The organism is Gordonia sp. J1A (genome assembly GCF_055393515.1).
Map to the genome: position 1 here is coordinate 2,011,596 of NZ_AP041607.1, position 14,486 is coordinate 2,026,081.

Genomic DNA, 14,486 nt, shown 5'->3' on the forward strand with positions numbered 1-14,486 from the left:
CCGGATCGATCCGGAAATCGGCCGTCATCGTCGCTCGACGCGGCTCTCGGTCTCGACGGGCTCTTCCCGCAGCGGCATCCGCGACCAGAACACGTAGCCGATCACCACGCAGGCGAACCAGACGGCGCCGACGATCAGGGCGATCCGTCCGTCCTCGGTGAAGAACAGCAGAACGAAGACCAACGCCAGGAACGCCAGTGCCGCCCAGGTCGTGTAGGGCGCTCCGGGCACCCGGTAATCGGATTCGGGCAGTTCTCCGCTCTTGACCTTCGCCCGGAACCGCATCTGGCAGATCAGGATGGTGGACCACACGACGATGATCCCGACGGTCGAGACCGAGGTGATGTACGAGAACGCGTGATCGGGGTCGATCGCGTTCACGACCACGCCGAGGACCATCACCAGGGCACTGAGCACGATTCCGGCCACCGGTACCTTCCGGCTCGACAAGCGGTCGAGACCGTGCGGCGCGTCGCCGCGCTGTGCCAGCGAACGGAGCATCCGGCCGGTGGAGTAGATGCCGGAGTTGCAGGACGAGAGCGCCGCGGTCAACAGGATGAAGTTGACCAGACCGGCCGCGCCGGGCAGGCCGATGTACTGGAACACCGCGACGAACGGGCTCTCTCCGGCGTGGAAGTTCCGCCATCCGCGGACCGACAGGATCACCAGGATCGCACCGACGTAGAAGATGCCGATGCGGAAGGGCACCGAGTTGATGGCCTTGCGCAGAGTGACCCTCGGGTTCTCCGCCTCACCCGCGGTGACGCCGACCAGTTCCACACCGACGTAGGCGAACATGACGATCTGCAGGCTCAGCAGAGCATTGGTGAAACCGGTGGCGAAGAACCCGCCGTCGTTCCAGAGGTTGGTCACCGAGGGCCCCTCGGCCGGACCGAAGCCGGCGATCGGCAACAGGACTCCGATGCCGACGATGATCATGCCGAGGATCGCCGTCACCTTGATCGCCGAGAACCAGAACTCGGCACGGCCGAACAGGCCGACCGAGATCAGGTTCGCGCCGAACAGGATGACGAGAACCGTCAGCGCGGTCACCCAGCCGGGGATCGCCGGCCACCAGTAGTTGACGTACTTACCCGCCACGGTGATCTCGGCCATGCAGGTGGTGGTCCACACCGCCCAGTACGTCCAGCCCTGGCTGAAGCCGGCGAACCGCCCGAGGAATTCGTCGGCGTACTCGCTGATGCCGCCGGACACCGGCCGGTAGATCAGCAGTTCGCCGAGTGCGCGCATCACGATGAAGATCGCGAGGCCCGCGAGCGCGTAGGCGAGCAGCAGCGCCGGCCCGGCCTTCTCGATCGCTCCGCCCGAGCCGTAGAACAGGCCCGTGCCGATGGCACCGCCGATGGCGATCATCTGGACCGTACTCGCGGTCAGTCCGCGCTGATATCCCTCGTCGGGAGCGCGTTCTTCGCTCGCCACCGTCATTCGGTCACCCCTTCCAGCGTCACACCGTTCAGGGGGACAATTTACGACGTCCTTTGACCCTCGTCACAATCGGACAGCCGCAGGGTCCTCGGTAGGCTCGACCCATGAGCTTCACCGGATTCCCCGAGGCTGCGCTCGACTTCTACGACGATCTCGAGATCGACAACAGCAAAGTGTTCTGGGAAGCACACCGCGACGTCTACCAGTCCAGCGTCGCCGCGCCGATGGTCGCGCTGACCGACGAACTCGCCGACGAGTTCGGTCCGGCTAAGGTGTTCCGCCCGTATCGGGACGTCCGGTTCTCGAAGGACAAGACCCCGTACAAGACCCATCAGGGCGCGTTCGTGGCGGTCGGACCCGCGACCGGCTACTACGTCCAGATCTCGGCCCCGGGAGTGCGCGTGGCCGCCGGCTTCTATCACGCCGACGCCGACACTCTGGCCGCCATTCGCCGCGCCATCGACGACGACCTCCACGGAGCCGAGCTCGAGAAGATCGTCGGCACCCTGGAACGCAAGGGGTGGGAGGTGGGCGGCGACCGTGTCAAGACCTCGCCGCGCGGCTGGAGCGCCGACCACCCGCGGATCGACCTGTTGCGGTACCGGTCGTTGACCGTGAGCCGTGACTACGGTTTCGACGAGGTGATCCACTCCCCCGCACTGGTCGACCGGGTTCGGAAGGACTGGCGTCAGACGAGGCCGCTGGTCGACTGGCTGGTCCGGCGCGTCGGTTGACCGACGGCCGGCCGGGGTTCAGAGATCGAGCATCGCGGCAGCGACCTCGCCGCTCGCCTGCTCGGGCAGTCCGGTACCCATGTGTCGTCCAGGATGAGCAGCCGTGCGCCGGGTATCTCCGCGGCCAGGGCTCGACCGTTGCCCACCGGGAAGAACGGATCGAGCCGGCCGTGGACGACGAGCGTCGGCATCCGGATCTCGCCGAGGTGCTCACGCCAGCGCGGTGCACAGTCGAGCCGGGCGAAGACGGTGCCGCGCTGGTTCGCCATGTGCACGGCAGGAGCCTTCGACGGCGTTCGATCCCAGATCCGACCGGCGAGACGGCCTGCCTGATCCGGGTCGTTGTGAAGGAGCGGCGCGCTCTCGGCTGCATGCGCTACGACGGCCGTGCGATCGGCCCAGTCCGGGCTCGGTCGCGAGAACAGCGCCGCCATCACGTTCGCGTCGTGATCGGGCAGATCGTCGTCGACCGGACCCGGCGCGACCGCCCTGGTGCCGACGAGGGTGAGCGCGGTGAACACATCCGGGAAGTCGAGTGCCGCGACCTGGGCGACCATGCCACCGACACCCAGCCCACCCATGTGCGCGTTGTCCGCTCCGAGCGCCCGCACGAGCGCTGCTGCGTCGCCCGCGAGATCGCGAAGGTCGTAGTCGGGGGCCTCGGGGTCGCTGTCGGCACGTCAGCCCCGCTCGCGCATCACACCGAAGTGCCGGACCGAGCCGGACAAGCCGGGGAGCTCTCTGACGGGCGACCACGTGCGCATTCCGTCGGTGCTGTCGGAGTAGACGTACTTCCCCGCCTTGTACGCGTCGAGATAGATGCGCCAGGCGCCGTTCGGCAACTGCGTCACCGCGGGTCCCTCCACGAATGAACCCCAATCGCCGGGTGCCACGAACCGGTACGGCCCGGCGAGCTTCGACGACACCGCGTGCTGCACGTACTTGTGCGTCTCGTTCTTGGTGAAGGCGTGGTAGGTGGCCCCGACCTTCACGATGGTGGTGTCGATGTGGTCGGCGCCGATGCCGGCGATCGGCACCGGCATGCTCCACAGACGCAGAGACGGCTCCAAAGCGGTCATGACGTAGGGCACGAAGCCGCCGCCGGTGGACATCGACAGGACGACGTGGACCCGCCCGCCTTCGACGAACCATTCGGGCGCCCACGCCTTCGTCGTGAAGGGCGACAGTGACGGAGCGCTCTTCAACGCGGCCGAACCCGACGATCCCGGAATGTTCATCGACCCGGTGCCGTCGCCGGTCCCGGGAAGCAGTGCGCAGCAGAACGGGACCGGATAGTTGCCGATCGGCGTCCAGTTCACCCGATCACGGCTGCGGGCGAAGCCGATGTTCGCGCCGTCTGCGGTGGTGTACGTGACGTAGTACATGCCGTCGGTGTTCCGGAACACGCTCGGGTCGCGGACCCGGCCGGTCGGCGGACGGTAGGCCGCCTTCCGCACCGGCTTGAACTGTGTGCCGTCGCTGGACCCGTACACGTCCATGGCTCGGTCGGTGCCGTTGCTGAACCCGACCATCGTGTACTTCCAGCCGGTCGGCGCCGCATCGCTGCGGCCCGGGCCTGCCAGCAACTGCCCGACCGCTGCGAGCACGACGACCGACACGGCGAGGAGACGAGTGCGCTTCACTGACATCACTGAAGCAGTATGTCCTCCGGTCGCCGGCGGCGGGTGCTCGTTGGCTCAACATCGCGGACGGATCTCGGTACAGTGAGTGCGTGCCCGTGAGGATGGATAACGTCGGCATCGTCGTCGAAGATCTCAGCGCGGCCATCGAGTTCTTCAGCGCCCTCGGACTGTCGCTCGACGGCCAGACCGTCGTGGAGGGTCCCTGGGCGGGCCGGGTGACCGGTCTCGGCGAGCAGCGGGTGGAGATCGCGATGATGGCGACCCCCGACGGGCACAGTCGGCTCGAACTGTCGCGGTTCATCGAACCGGACGTCGTCGCCGATCACCGGAGGGCTCCGGTGAATGCACTCGGCTACCTGCGCGTGATGTTCGCGGTCGACGATCTCGACGAGACGCTGGAGCGCCTGCGTCCGCACGGCGCCGAGATCATCAGCACCGAGATCGTCCGGTTCGAGGACAGTTACCGGCTCTGTTACATACGCGGGCCCGAGGGCATCCTCGTCGGCCTGGCGCAGGCCCTCACCTGACCGGCCCCGACGGCTCAGAGCTCTCGTTTGAGACCGACGTGCTCGGCCCGGTAACCGGCCCGGGCGTAGAAGGCACGCGCACGGATGCGCGCCTCATCGGTGGCGAGTTGGGCCAGGTGTGCCCCGTGCGCGCGACCGTGGGCGTGCGCCCAATCGAGCATCGCAGTCCCGAGTCCGCGGGAGCGCTCTGCTTCGGCGACGCGGAGACCCTCGATCTGCAGCCGCGTGGTGCCGCCGCGCGAGAGGCCGCCGATCACCGTCAGTTGCATCGTCGCGACGGTCCGATCCCGCTCGTCCCGGACCACAGCGAGGTAGTGGGCACGGTCTCGGACCAGGACGTCGAACGCCGCTTCGTACCGTTCCAGTTCGGCGCCTTCGCGATCGCGCCCGATCTCGTCGTCGGAGAGCAGGTCGACGATCGCCGGGACGTCCGACCGTCGCGCCCGCTGAATGCGGAATGTCCGACCGCTCACGCGCAGCACGTCGCCCGCGGACGATCGTGACCTCTCCTGCAGGCGCGCGACGAGCAGATCCAGCCACCCGCCGACGTTGGTCCTGGCCTCCGCGGTGTCCGGATAGCGGCACCGCAGATGCAGGCCGGCCTCGTCGAGGATGAACCACAGCATCACACCGTCGGTTCGGATCACGGCGCCCACGTACTGGGCGTCGATCCGCGCCGAATCGATCCGAACCGGCAGCCGGCGCAGGTCGAGCCACGACACCGCGAACATTCCGGGTGCCTCGGGCATGTCACCGCCCCACGGTTCCAGAATCTCTCGCAGCGGCCAGGATCCGAGGCGGACCGCCTCGCGGACGGCTTCGGCGCAGGCCGACGGGGCGGGGTCGCACGATTCGATGACGGAGTTGGTGATGAACCAGCCGACCGACTCGTGCCAGGCCGCGTCGTAGCGGCTGTGTACGGGGAACACGGCGCGCAGTGGCGTTCCCGCCAGTTCCCGCGTCACCGACGTCATCACCGACACCGCGCCCGAGAGCGTGGACACGCCGTCGGCCCGAGCCTGCGCCGAGAACGCGGCGCTGTCGTCGACGTCGAACACGTCGCGGACCTCCACGCGTTCGGCGCTCGGTTCCGCCGTGCCGAGCGGCAACGGGAAGCGCGGCATCACGTCGCCGCCGGCGGCGAGGATCTGCGCCCATCGCGTCCGGACGTCCGACGGAGCCGCGGGCCGGTTCGCCATCGCCCGAGTGTGCTCGACGAACGCGGGCACCTCGCCGTCGAGCGAGCCGGCCAGTGCGGCGAGCAGGTCGCGCGCCACCACCAGCATCGACCACATGTCGACATGCGCGTGGTCGGCGGCCACGACCACGGTGGGACCCGCGGCCTTCTCCAGCACGCACAGGCGGTGGGACGGTTGCGAGTAGGGCCTGCAGTGCGCGTCGAGCACCGACCGGAGCGCGTCGTTGACGGCTTGGCCGGGAGCCACCGGATGCTCGATCCACGCTCCCGCGCCGATGCGGACCTCACGCAGGCGCGGTCCCTCGCCCCCGTCGACGACGACCGTCCGGAGCGTCCCGTGCCTGTCGACGACCCGCAGCCAGGCGTCGGCGAGGCGGTCGCGCGGAATCGTCTCGGCGAGTTCGAACGAGAGCGCCATCCACGATCCCGGACGGTCGCCGGCACCGACGTGCCTGCGCTGGTCGAAGGAGAGCGGCAGGTCGTCTCCCGGAGCGGACACGGCGACGTCGTAGCCGTACAGTCGCCCGAACGGGAGACGGAGGTGGCCGACGTTGGTGAGCCGCATGAGCGGCTACGCTACCCCTCATCGCGGCGGCCGCAATCCCAGAGGAGAGCCATGACGACGTTCACCGTTCCGGGAGCCGACCTCGACGTCGAGTTCAGTGATGAGCACGGGTGGCCGGTGGTCCAGCTGCACGGCCTCACATCGAGTCGCTCACGCGACCGGACGCTGGGGCTCGACCTGGGCCGCGGCCTCAGCGGCACTCGCCTCCTGCGCTACGACGCGCGGGCGCACGGTCGGTCGACCGGGCGGCCGGAGCCCCGCGACCATCGATGGCCGGTGCTGGCCGACGACCTGCTGCGGCTGCTCGACTCCTGGTTCCCCGGCGAGCGGGTGCACGGTGTCGGGCCGTCGATGGGCACCGGCACTCTGTTGCACGCCGCCGTCCTCGATCCCGGTCGTTTTTCCGGGCTCACGCTGGTGATCCCACCGACCGCGTGGGACAGCCGGCCCGCGATGGCCGAGATGTATCGGGCAGCCGCCGACACCGTCGAGACGGAGGGGATCGACGCGTTCATCGACGCGGGACGCACTGCACCCCGGCCCCCGGCGCTCGCGGGCACCCGCGAGACGGTGCCGGCCGTCGCCACAGACCTGCTGCCGTCCGTTCTGCGCGGCGCCGCCCTCAGCGACCTCCCCTCGCCCGCTCACGTCGCGGCGATCGACGTCCCGACCTCGATTCTGGCGTGGACCGACGACGCCGGACATCCGCTGTCGACCGCGGAGGCGCTCGTCGACCTGCTGCCGCACGCGACTCTGACCGTGGCACGCACACCGGCAGAGATGGCACTGTGGCCGAGCCTGCTGCACCGACAGGTCGCGGAGCGACGGTGACGCGGCACGCTGAGCGCGGACCGTCAGCCACCGAGTCGGGCAGCACCGGATCGGGTAGCCTGACTCGGTGAACGACGTGCTGGACGAGGGACCGTTCTTTCACGGGACGAAGGCCGACCTCGACATCGGAGACCACCTCACCGCCGGGTTCCGGTCCAACTACCGTCCCGAAGTGGTGATGAACCACATCTACTTCACCGCGCTGCAAGACGGCGCCGGCCTCGCCGCCGAACTCGCGGCCGGCGACGGCGAACCACGGGTCTACCTCGTGCAACCGACCGGCGACTTCGAGAACGATCCGAATGTAACCGACAAGAAATTCCCCGGCAATCCCACCCGGTCGTATCGCAGCGTCCACCCGCTTCGCGTGGTCGGCGAGGTCACCGATTGGAAGCGTCTCACGTCGGACGAGCTCCGAACCTGGCGCGAGCGGCTGGCCGCGACTCTCGAACACGGCGGCGGCGAGATCATCAACTGAGGTCGCGCGGCGCGAGGGACCGTCACCGGACCGCGTGGACGAGGCGTACCAGCCGCATCGGCGACAAGTACTGCTGCCGGTCGAAGAAGTCGTCGTCGGTCGCGTCCGCTTCGTCGATATCGGCCTCCACCCGCCACCCGTGCTCGGTGAGCCATCGCGCGACCGAGTCCGGGGACGCCGCGCATTGCCACGGCTCACCGCTCGCGCCCGCCATCGCCGCGACCGCACATGCGTAGTCGCGGCCGGCGTCGTCACGCAGTTCCCGGCTCAGGTGGTAGTCGAAGACGAGCGCGGATCCGTCGGCCAGCGCGCTGACGTCGCCGAAGAACCTGCGGCACTCATCGGGTGCGAGGTACATGCTGACACCGAGCCAGAGCACGGTGACAGGGCGGGTGAGGTCGACTCCTGCATTGTCGAGATCGCCTACTCGCAGACCGTCGGCGAGATCAGCGGCGACGCTTGTCGCGGTGTCCGCGAGGTCGGCCTCTGCGAACAGCCGCGTCCGCCACTGCAGCACTCCCGGACGGTCCACCACCCACACCCGGTGTCTGCCGGTCTGGAGCCGCAGCGCAGTGGCGTCCAGACCGGCGCCGACCACGACGACTTGGTCGTTTCCCGTCTCGGCGAGCACCGTCTCCGCGTAGCGAGATCGCGCGCACGCGGTCAGGCGCGCGGCGGCGAGGATGGGCGCCTCGGGTTGCGCCAACTGGAAATCGAGAGGCGACGGACTCGTCAGCCGACACAGTTCTTGAGCGGCGTCGTCCACGAGCAAGTGCGGTGGGTTGTCGACGAGCGCGTGCGCTGCGCGCGCTGCGGCGGAGAAGAGTGCGGTCCGGCTGAATGACGATTCTTGTTCTGTCATCGCAACTAACTACCAGGAAGAAGGCCGATATGCCAGCAGCCACGCCGATCGACGGCCCTGGACGGCGCGAGGACGGTCGATGTGCCGGTCCGCCTCAGCTGCCCTGGGTCGTGTAGACGCGCTCGATTCCGGCGGTCATCCGGCCCCACTCGCTCGACGCGACCCGCCTCTGGTGCGCTCGGAACGCCGCCGCGTCGACGAACGTCTCGTCGACCGCCCAAACGCCCGGCTCCGACGTCGGCAGCACCGAGAACGCGACGCATCCGGGTTCGGCCCGGGTGAGTTCGACATGTCGCGGCAGAAGTCGCTCGACGATCGCGGTCTGCGCGTCATCGCCGCAGATCAGCCTGCCGCTGACGACGACCTCAGTCATGCCGGACGACTTCCGTTGCCGGTCGAGTGCTGCTCACGTGACGAGGTGATCGGGCGGCACCACATCTAGCCGAAGACCAGGACGGCCTTGCCGACCGCCTTCCCTGAACGAAGCCGTTCTGCGACCTGCTGGAAGTCGGCGACGTCCACGACGGAGTCGATGACGGGCTGGATCTCGCCGCGGGCGACTGCGGGCAGCACGTCAGCGCTCAGACTCTCGAGGATCGGCACGGTCTCCCAGTCGCGGGAGAACCCGAACGAGACGCCGTGGACGGTCAGATGCCGGTAGGACAACGCGTCGAGGTCGATCGTGGACGCGGGACCTGCGAGGCGACCGATGTTGACGACGTGACCGTCCTCGGCGGTCGCGGGAAGGCATTGCGCGAAGGTCTCGCCGGCGACATGGTCGAGGACGACGTCGGCGCCCTTGCCGCCGGTCGCGGCGAGTGTTGCCTGCGTCAGGTCTTCGTCGCCGGTGACGATCACCGTATCCGCGCCGAGACCGGCGAGAAGTTCACGCTTGCCGGCGGTACGTGTGGTCGCGACGACCGAAGAAGCGCCGAGCACCTTCGCCATCTGCACGCCGACCAGGCCGATGCCGGTGGTCGCGCCCGTGATGAGAACACTTCGCCCCGGCACGAACCCGGCGACAGTGAGAGCACCGAACTCGGTGAGGAGCGCTGTCGGCAACGCGCAGGCGATGTCCTCGGCCAACCCTTCGGGACGGGGCAGCACGAAGCGGTGGTCGGCGATCAGGTAGTCCGCGAACGCGGACGGAAAGGTGCCCATCACCGGGTCCCCGACCTGCCAGTCGCCGGCGTCCTCTCCGAGAGCTGCGATCTCCCCCGCGTACTCGAATCCGGCGATGAACTCCCGGCCGTGTCCGCCCCTGGTGGGGTCGGCCTCGGCCAGCATCGGCAGATCGGCGTTGTTGGTCGCCGCGGCGCGGTTGCGAATGAGCACCTGGCCCGGACCGGGCTCGGGAAGCGCCGCATCGGCGAGAATCCACTCGGGTCCGCGTCCGGACACAAGGGCACGCATCGTCTCGGTCATCTGCTCTCCGTTCATCACTCGGATCGTCACTCGGCGTAGACGTCCTCAACCATGTTCATGGTGGTCGAGGACCCGGGCAAGCCGCACAGAAGGTGCAGCGCCCCGGGCTTGATGCCGCATCCTCTTGAGTTGGAAGGACGGTGTCGGGAACGAGTGCCTGCGTGGATGGGTCGCTCCAGCCGTGATCGACGCTGGTGACCCGAGGGTGTCACCAGCGAACCGGACTGCCTGTCACGCGATATTCAAGGGGACGACGGACGCGATCTGCTCCCCGGCTCGGTCCAGGTCGTAGTGGCTCTGCAGATTGAGCCAGAACTCCGCCGACGTACCGAAGTACTTCGCGAGTCGCAGCGCGGTGTCGGCTGTGATGCCCCGCTCTCCGTGCACGCTCGCGACGCCACAGCCGTTCGGTCTCCTTGCTGCCGAACGATCTGATCATCCGACCAGAAGATTAACGCGAACCGTCATTATCGCTAGACGTTAAATCGGAACTCTACTACGTCGCCGTCGGCCATCACGTAGTCCTTGCCCTCCATGCGAACCTTGCCCGCGGCCTTGGCCGCGTTCATCGAGCCGGCGGCGTCGAGGTCGGTGAACGACACGATCTCGGCCTTGATGAAGCCCTTCTCGAAGTCGGTGTGGATGACGCCCGCGGCCTTGGGCGCGGTGTCGCCCTGGCGGATGGTCCAGGCGCGCGCCTCCTTGGGACCGGCGGTGAGGTAGGTCTGCAGACCGAGCGTGTGGAAGCCGGCGCGGGCGAGCTGACGCAGACCGGGCTCGTCCTGCCCGATCGAGTCGAGGAGTTCTTGAGCGTCCTCCTCCTCGAGTTCGAGGAGTTCGCTCTCGACCTTGGCGTCCAAGAAGACGCAGTCGGCCGGTGCGACGGCGTCGCGGAGTTCCTGCTTGCGTGCCTCGTCGGTGAGAACGGCCTCGTCGGCGTTGAAGACGTAGAGGAACGGCTTGGCGGTCAGCAGATGCAGTTCGCGCACCGACGACAGGTCGAACGAGTCCTTCACCGAGAACAACGTCTTGCCGCTGTCAAGAACCGCCTGCGCCTTCTTGGCCGCGTCAAGCGACTCCGCCTGGTCCTTGTTCTTCTTCGCCTCCTTCTCGAGACGCGGAATCGCCTTCTCGAGAGTCTGCATGTCCGCCAGGATCAGTTCGGTCTCGATGACCTCGATGTCGGCGCGCGGATCGACGCGGCCGTCGACGTGCACCACGTCGTCGTCGGAGAACACGCGGACCACCTGGCAGATGGCGTCGGCCTCGCGGATGTTCGCGAGGAACTGGTTGCCCATGCCCTCGCCCTCCGATGCGCCCTTGACGATTCCCGCGATGTCGACGAACGACACGACGGCGGGAAGGATCCGTTCGCTGCCGAAGATCTCGGCGAGCCGGTCGAGCCGCGCGTCGGGCAGTTCCACGACACCGACGTTCGGCTCGATGGTGGCGAACGGGTAGTTCGCGGCGAGCACGTCGTTACGGGTCAGGGCGTTGAAGAGCGTCGACTTTCCGACATTGGGCAGGCCGACGATTCCGAGGGTAAGACTCACGGGAGGTCAGTCTATCTGCGTCTGCGCGCCCGACCTACCCGGCCCGCGCCTGCGCTTGCGGGACTCCTGCTGCGCCGCCCGGGCCGCCTCGTCCTCGGCGGCTATCTCATCGCCCGCGGCTCTGCCGATCTGTTCGAGGATGTACCTCAGGGCGACGGCGAGACACGACGCCGCGGGCACCGCGAGGAACGCTCCGGTGATGCCGAAGAGACTGCCGCCCAACGTCACCGACAGCAGCACGATGACCGCGTGCAGGTTCATCGACTTGGCCTGCAGCCACGGCGAGAGGACATTGCCCTCCAACTGCTGCACCGCCAGGATGATCCCGAGCACGATCAGGGCAGAGGTGAGCCCGTTCGACACGAGCGCGATCAGCACCGCGAGCGCACCGGCGACGAAGGCACCCACGATCGGGATGAATCCGCCCATGAACGTGATGACGATCAGCACTCCCGCGAGCGGCACGTCGAGCACCACCAGACCGATGCCGATCAGGGCCGCATCCACGAAGCTGACGATGGCCTGGGTTCGGATGAAGCCGCCCAGCGTCTCCCACATCCGCCGCAGGATCTCGCTGATGTGAACGGCCCCCTCGGCCCCCATCGTGCGGTTGAGCCACGGCAGGAACTTGGGCCCGTCCTTGAGGAAGAAGAACACCAGGACGACGGTCGTGAACAGCGTCACCAGCACCGAGGTCGCGACGCCGACTCCGCTGAACACACCCGAGGCGATCGTGGTCGCGCTCTTCTGCAGCTTGCTGGTGATCTCGTTGACGAGAGCATTGATCTGATCGTCGCCGACGTTGAGCGGCGGACCCTGGATCCACTCCTGAACCCGATGCACACCGTCGACGGCGCGATCGGCCAGCTGCGGCGCCTGGTCGATGACTGACGGCACGATGCCGCCGATGACGCCGCCGATGACCGCGATCGCCGCCAGCAGCACCACGAGGGTCGCCGCCGCGGGCGGCACCCGCTTCGAGAGCAGCCATCGGACAGGCGGCCACAGCACCGTCGCGACGACGATGCCGAGGATCACCGGCAGCAGGATCACCCAGAGCTTGGACATCACCCACAGCAGCGCGAACAGGAACACCATCACCAGCAGCATCTGCAAGGACACGATGGACGAGGACCGCAGGCCCGTCAGGAACACCCTGCCGCGCGTCGGATAGGGCTTGCCGGTGACCGGGTTCAGCAATCGCTCCGGGGTCGGCTCCGCGGCGGCTGCGTCGGCGCGGTCGCTCGTCCCGGTGTCGGGTTCCGGCGAAGATTCGTCGTTTCGGTCGCTCACGCGCCAATCTTCACATACGCCTCCGACATCCGCGGTTCGCCGCGCGAGGGGTCGTCCGACTGTCGTACGCGCCGGGAGACGGGAATGGAACCGAACCACGGTGCGGTGCGTCCAATTCAGTAGACGTCAGTCTGATCCCGGCGAGTCCATCACCTCGCCGGCCGACACCGGGAGGTCCGATGACCATGCCAACCGCCCCAGCCCTCGGCTGGACCACCGTCGCCACCGCCGACGGCCCGTTCACCGTCCTGTACGACGACGCGGACACCGTGCACGCCGCCGGCTGGACCGAGTCGGCCGAGTATCTCGCCGGGCTCATCGCTCCCGCATTGCGCGGTGGTCAGCTCAGCCGGCGCCCGGCGGGCCCGGTCGCCGACGCCGTGACCGCCTACTACGACGGCGACTTCGCCGCTCCGTCCGGTGTCGCGGTGCGTCAGATCGCGGGCCCGTTCATCGCCGCGGCGTGGTCGGCATTGCGGCTGGTGCCGGCGGGATACCCGGTCACCTACGGTCAGCTCGCCGAACGCGCGGGGCGTCCGGCAGCGGTCCGCGGCGCCGCTCAATGCTGTGTGCGCAACGCCGCCGCTCTGTTCGTTCCCTGCCACCGCGTCACCAGGGCGAGCGGCGGTCTCGGCGGGTTCCGCTACGGGCTCGATCTCAAGCGGAACCTTCTCGCTCGTGAGGAGCCGCCGCCCGACCTCGAAGACTGAGCCGGCCACCGACGCCGCGGTCCGGACGACGAGTAGCCCGTGCGCCTCGAGCCGGCGGGGAGCTGCCAGGCCGGGATCGACGCCCGGGATCGATGTCAGAGGCTCGCGCCAAGATGGCGGCATGACACCAGCAGCGATCATCGGCCCGCTCTGTCTCATCGTCGGCGCACTCCTCGGGTGGTTCGCCCGCGGTACGGCGACGGGCGGACATCACTCCGGCGGCGAACGTCCCGGGCCGTCGCTGGGCGCGGAGGTCGACCTCGTGGTGGGTCCGCTGCGCGAGACACTCGGACGGCTGTCGGAGGAACTGCGGCGGAGCGAGGCCGGACGTGCCCACGCCTACGCCGGCCTCGCCGAACAGATGCGCGGAGTGCACGCGACCTCGCAGCGACTGCACCAGCAGACCAGCCAGTTGGCCAGCGCACTCCACGCACCGCACGTTCGCGGCCGCTGGGGCGAGATCCAACTCGAAAGAATCGTCGAACTGTCCGGGATGTCGCGGCACTGCGATTTCGCGACGCAGGTACAGGGGCAGTCGGACGCCGACCGGGCCGTGCGACCCGACCTGGTGGTTCAACTCGCCGGTGGACGACGGATCGTGGTGGACGCCAAAGTGCCGCTGCACGCGTACCTGGAATCGACCTCCGGCGCAGTCCCCGACAACCGCGAGGTCATCGCCCGGCACGCGCAGGCCGTGCGGGCGCACGTGAACGTACTGTCCGCGAAGTCGTACTGGTCCGCACAACCCGTGTCGCCGGAATTCGTCGTTCTGTTCCTGCCCGGCGACGGGGTTCTCGAATCTGCGCTGCGCGGCGACCCGGGGCTCCTCGACTACGCGTTCTCCCGTGACGTGGTGCTCGCCACGCCCAGCACCCTGATCGCCCTGCTGCGAACCGTCGCCCTGGGCTGGCGTCAATATGCGCTCGCCGAGGATGCCGAGACCATTCATGCTCTCGGTCGCCAGCTGTACCAGCGGATAGACCAAGTGCTCGGCCACCTGGAGAAGACCGGTGCGTCCCTGCGCCGGGCCGTGGAGGCGTACAACTCGACGGTCGGAGCCATCGACAGTCGCCTCGGAGTCACCGCCCGCAAGCTCGCAGATCTCGAAGCCCTCTCGGGTACCGCCAACCCGTCGGTGCGGGTCAGCGACGGGATCAGCCCCGTCGATTCGGTGGTGAGATCAATATCACCGATCCGATAGATTCAGGAAACTCACGGCTT

15 protein-coding genes and 1 pseudogene are annotated in these 14,486 nt (G+C 68.3%); 6 read left to right on the top strand and 10 right to left on the bottom strand.

Translation table 11 applies throughout. The annotated features are described in order from the left end of the window. Window positions 1-24: 24 nt before the first annotated feature. Window positions 25-1,446 carry an amino acid permease gene (locus ACZ5QD_RS09415; RefSeq protein WP_006895794.1) on the bottom strand — a complete coding sequence of 474 codons (1,422 nt, stop codon included), beginning with the start codon at window positions 1,444-1,446 and terminating at the stop codon, window positions 25-27. Window positions 1,447-1,550: 104 nt separating this feature from the next. Here ACZ5QD_RS09415 and ACZ5QD_RS09420 point away from each other — a divergent pair, with 104 nt between their 5' ends. Continuing rightward, a complete protein-coding gene (locus tag ACZ5QD_RS09420) occupies window positions 1,551-2,180 on the top strand; it encodes a DUF2461 domain-containing protein (RefSeq protein WP_006895793.1) in 630 nt (209 codons plus the stop codon). On the opposite strand, the gene ACZ5QD_RS09425 is transcribed toward ACZ5QD_RS09420, so the two are convergent. Beyond that, the gene (locus tag ACZ5QD_RS09425; protein ID WP_006895792.1) at window positions 2,135-2,791 is read right to left on the bottom strand and encodes an alpha/beta hydrolase; all 657 of its coding nucleotides are present in this window, start codon (window positions 2,789-2,791) and stop codon (window positions 2,135-2,137) included. The genes ACZ5QD_RS09420 and ACZ5QD_RS09425 overlap by 46 nt on opposite strands. Before the next feature lie 69 nt (window positions 2,792-2,860). Continuing rightward, window positions 2,861-3,829: a glycoside hydrolase family protein gene (locus ACZ5QD_RS09430; protein WP_062367776.1), complete on the bottom strand. Its 969-nt coding sequence runs from the start codon at window positions 3,827-3,829 to the stop codon at window positions 2,861-2,863. A gap of 95 nt (window positions 3,830-3,924) precedes the next feature. Here ACZ5QD_RS09430 and ACZ5QD_RS09435 point away from each other — a divergent pair, with 95 nt between their 5' ends. Continuing rightward, complete coding sequence (locus ACZ5QD_RS09435) at window positions 3,925-4,350, top strand: VOC family protein (RefSeq protein WP_006895789.1); 426 nt, start codon at window positions 3,925-3,927, stop codon at window positions 4,348-4,350. A gap of 14 nt (window positions 4,351-4,364) precedes the next feature. Here the strand turns inward: ACZ5QD_RS09435 and ACZ5QD_RS09440 are convergent, their stop codons facing one another. Then, window positions 4,365-6,113, bottom strand: coding sequence for a GNAT family N-acetyltransferase (locus tag ACZ5QD_RS09440; protein WP_464366698.1), 1,749 nt, complete (start codon window positions 6,111-6,113; stop codon window positions 4,365-4,367). A 51-nt stretch (window positions 6,114-6,164) separates the two neighbouring features. Here ACZ5QD_RS09440 and ACZ5QD_RS09445 point away from each other — a divergent pair, with 51 nt between their 5' ends. After that, window positions 6,165-6,944, top strand: a complete 780-nt coding sequence (locus ACZ5QD_RS09445) for an alpha/beta fold hydrolase (protein WP_006895786.1) — start codon at window positions 6,165-6,167, stop codon at window positions 6,942-6,944. Window positions 6,945-7,011: 67 nt separating this feature from the next. Then, a complete protein-coding gene (arr, locus tag ACZ5QD_RS09450) occupies window positions 7,012-7,422 on the top strand; it encodes an NAD(+)--rifampin ADP-ribosyltransferase (protein ID WP_006895785.1) in 411 nt (136 codons plus the stop codon). Between the two features lie 22 nt (window positions 7,423-7,444). Here the strand turns inward: arr and ACZ5QD_RS09455 are convergent, their stop codons facing one another. From ACZ5QD_RS09455 to ACZ5QD_RS09480, 6 genes and pseudogenes are all read right to left on the bottom strand, one after another. Continuing rightward, complete coding sequence (locus ACZ5QD_RS09455) at window positions 7,445-8,284, bottom strand: class I SAM-dependent methyltransferase (protein ID WP_464366699.1); 840 nt, start codon at window positions 8,282-8,284, stop codon at window positions 7,445-7,447. A 94-nt stretch (window positions 8,285-8,378) separates the two neighbouring features. Further along, window positions 8,379-8,657, bottom strand: coding sequence for a putative quinol monooxygenase (locus ACZ5QD_RS09460; RefSeq protein ID WP_062367780.1), 279 nt, complete (start codon window positions 8,655-8,657; stop codon window positions 8,379-8,381). A 65-nt stretch (window positions 8,658-8,722) separates the two neighbouring features. Then, complete coding sequence (locus ACZ5QD_RS09465) at window positions 8,723-9,724, bottom strand: quinone oxidoreductase family protein (protein ID WP_231650319.1); 1,002 nt, start codon at window positions 9,722-9,724, stop codon at window positions 8,723-8,725. Between the two features lie 216 nt (window positions 9,725-9,940). Beyond that, window positions 9,941-10,096: pseudogene (locus tag ACZ5QD_RS09470) on the bottom strand (HigA family addiction module antitoxin); the annotation flags it as partial. Between the two features lie 86 nt (window positions 10,097-10,182). Then, window positions 10,183-11,262, bottom strand: coding sequence for a redox-regulated ATPase YchF (ychF, locus tag ACZ5QD_RS09475; protein ID WP_006895779.1), 1,080 nt, complete (start codon window positions 11,260-11,262; stop codon window positions 10,183-10,185). Window positions 11,263-11,268: 6 nt separating this feature from the next. After that, on the bottom strand, window positions 11,269-12,555 hold the full coding sequence (locus tag ACZ5QD_RS09480; RefSeq protein ID WP_006895777.1) for an AI-2E family transporter: 1,287 nt from the start codon (window positions 12,553-12,555) through the stop codon (window positions 11,269-11,271). Between the two features lie 179 nt (window positions 12,556-12,734). Between ACZ5QD_RS09480 and ACZ5QD_RS09485 the strand changes: the two genes are divergently transcribed. Both ACZ5QD_RS09485 and ACZ5QD_RS09490 read left to right on the top strand, forming a co-directional pair. Next, window positions 12,735-13,265 carry a methylated-DNA--[protein]-cysteine S-methyltransferase gene (locus ACZ5QD_RS09485; RefSeq protein WP_006895775.1) on the top strand — a complete coding sequence of 177 codons (531 nt, stop codon included), beginning with the start codon at window positions 12,735-12,737 and terminating at the stop codon, window positions 13,263-13,265. A 121-nt stretch (window positions 13,266-13,386) separates the two neighbouring features. Next, complete coding sequence (locus ACZ5QD_RS09490; RefSeq protein WP_045540017.1) at window positions 13,387-14,466, top strand: DNA recombination protein RmuC; 1,080 nt, start codon at window positions 13,387-13,389, stop codon at window positions 14,464-14,466. Window positions 14,467-14,486: the final 20 nt, after the last annotated feature.

What these genes read in the sequence shown, in the direction of transcription:
- ACZ5QD_RS09415 (WP_006895794.1), bottom strand. Translation starts at nt 1,446, where the DNA reads ATGACGGTGGCGAGCGAAGAACGCGCTCCCGACGAGGGATATCAGCGC.
- ACZ5QD_RS09420 (WP_006895793.1), top strand. Translation starts at nt 1,551, where the DNA reads ATGAGCTTCACCGGATTCCCCGAGGCTGCGCTCGACTTCTACGACGAT.
- ACZ5QD_RS09430 (WP_062367776.1), bottom strand. Translation starts at nt 3,829, where the DNA reads ATGTCAGTGAAGCGCACTCGTCTCCTCGCCGTGTCGGTCGTCGTGCTC.
- ACZ5QD_RS09435 (WP_006895789.1), top strand. Translation starts at nt 3,925, where the DNA reads ATGGATAACGTCGGCATCGTCGTCGAAGATCTCAGCGCGGCCATCGAG.
- ACZ5QD_RS09440 (WP_464366698.1), bottom strand. Translation starts at nt 6,113, where the DNA reads ATGCGGCTCACCAACGTCGGCCACCTCCGTCTCCCGTTCGGGCGACTG.
- ACZ5QD_RS09445 (WP_006895786.1), top strand. Translation starts at nt 6,165, where the DNA reads ATGACGACGTTCACCGTTCCGGGAGCCGACCTCGACGTCGAGTTCAGT.
- ACZ5QD_RS09455 (WP_464366699.1), bottom strand. Translation starts at nt 8,284, where the DNA reads ATGACAGAACAAGAATCGTCATTCAGCCGGACCGCACTCTTCTCCGCC.
- ACZ5QD_RS09460 (WP_062367780.1), bottom strand. Translation starts at nt 8,657, where the DNA reads ATGACTGAGGTCGTCGTCAGCGGCAGGCTGATCTGCGGCGATGACGCG.
- ACZ5QD_RS09465 (WP_231650319.1), bottom strand. Translation starts at nt 9,724, where the DNA reads ATGAACGGAGAGCAGATGACCGAGACGATGCGTGCCCTTGTGTCCGGA.
- ACZ5QD_RS09485 (WP_006895775.1), top strand. Translation starts at nt 12,735, where the DNA reads ATGACCATGCCAACCGCCCCAGCCCTCGGCTGGACCACCGTCGCCACC.
- ACZ5QD_RS09490 (WP_045540017.1), top strand. Translation starts at nt 13,387, where the DNA reads ATGACACCAGCAGCGATCATCGGCCCGCTCTGTCTCATCGTCGGCGCA.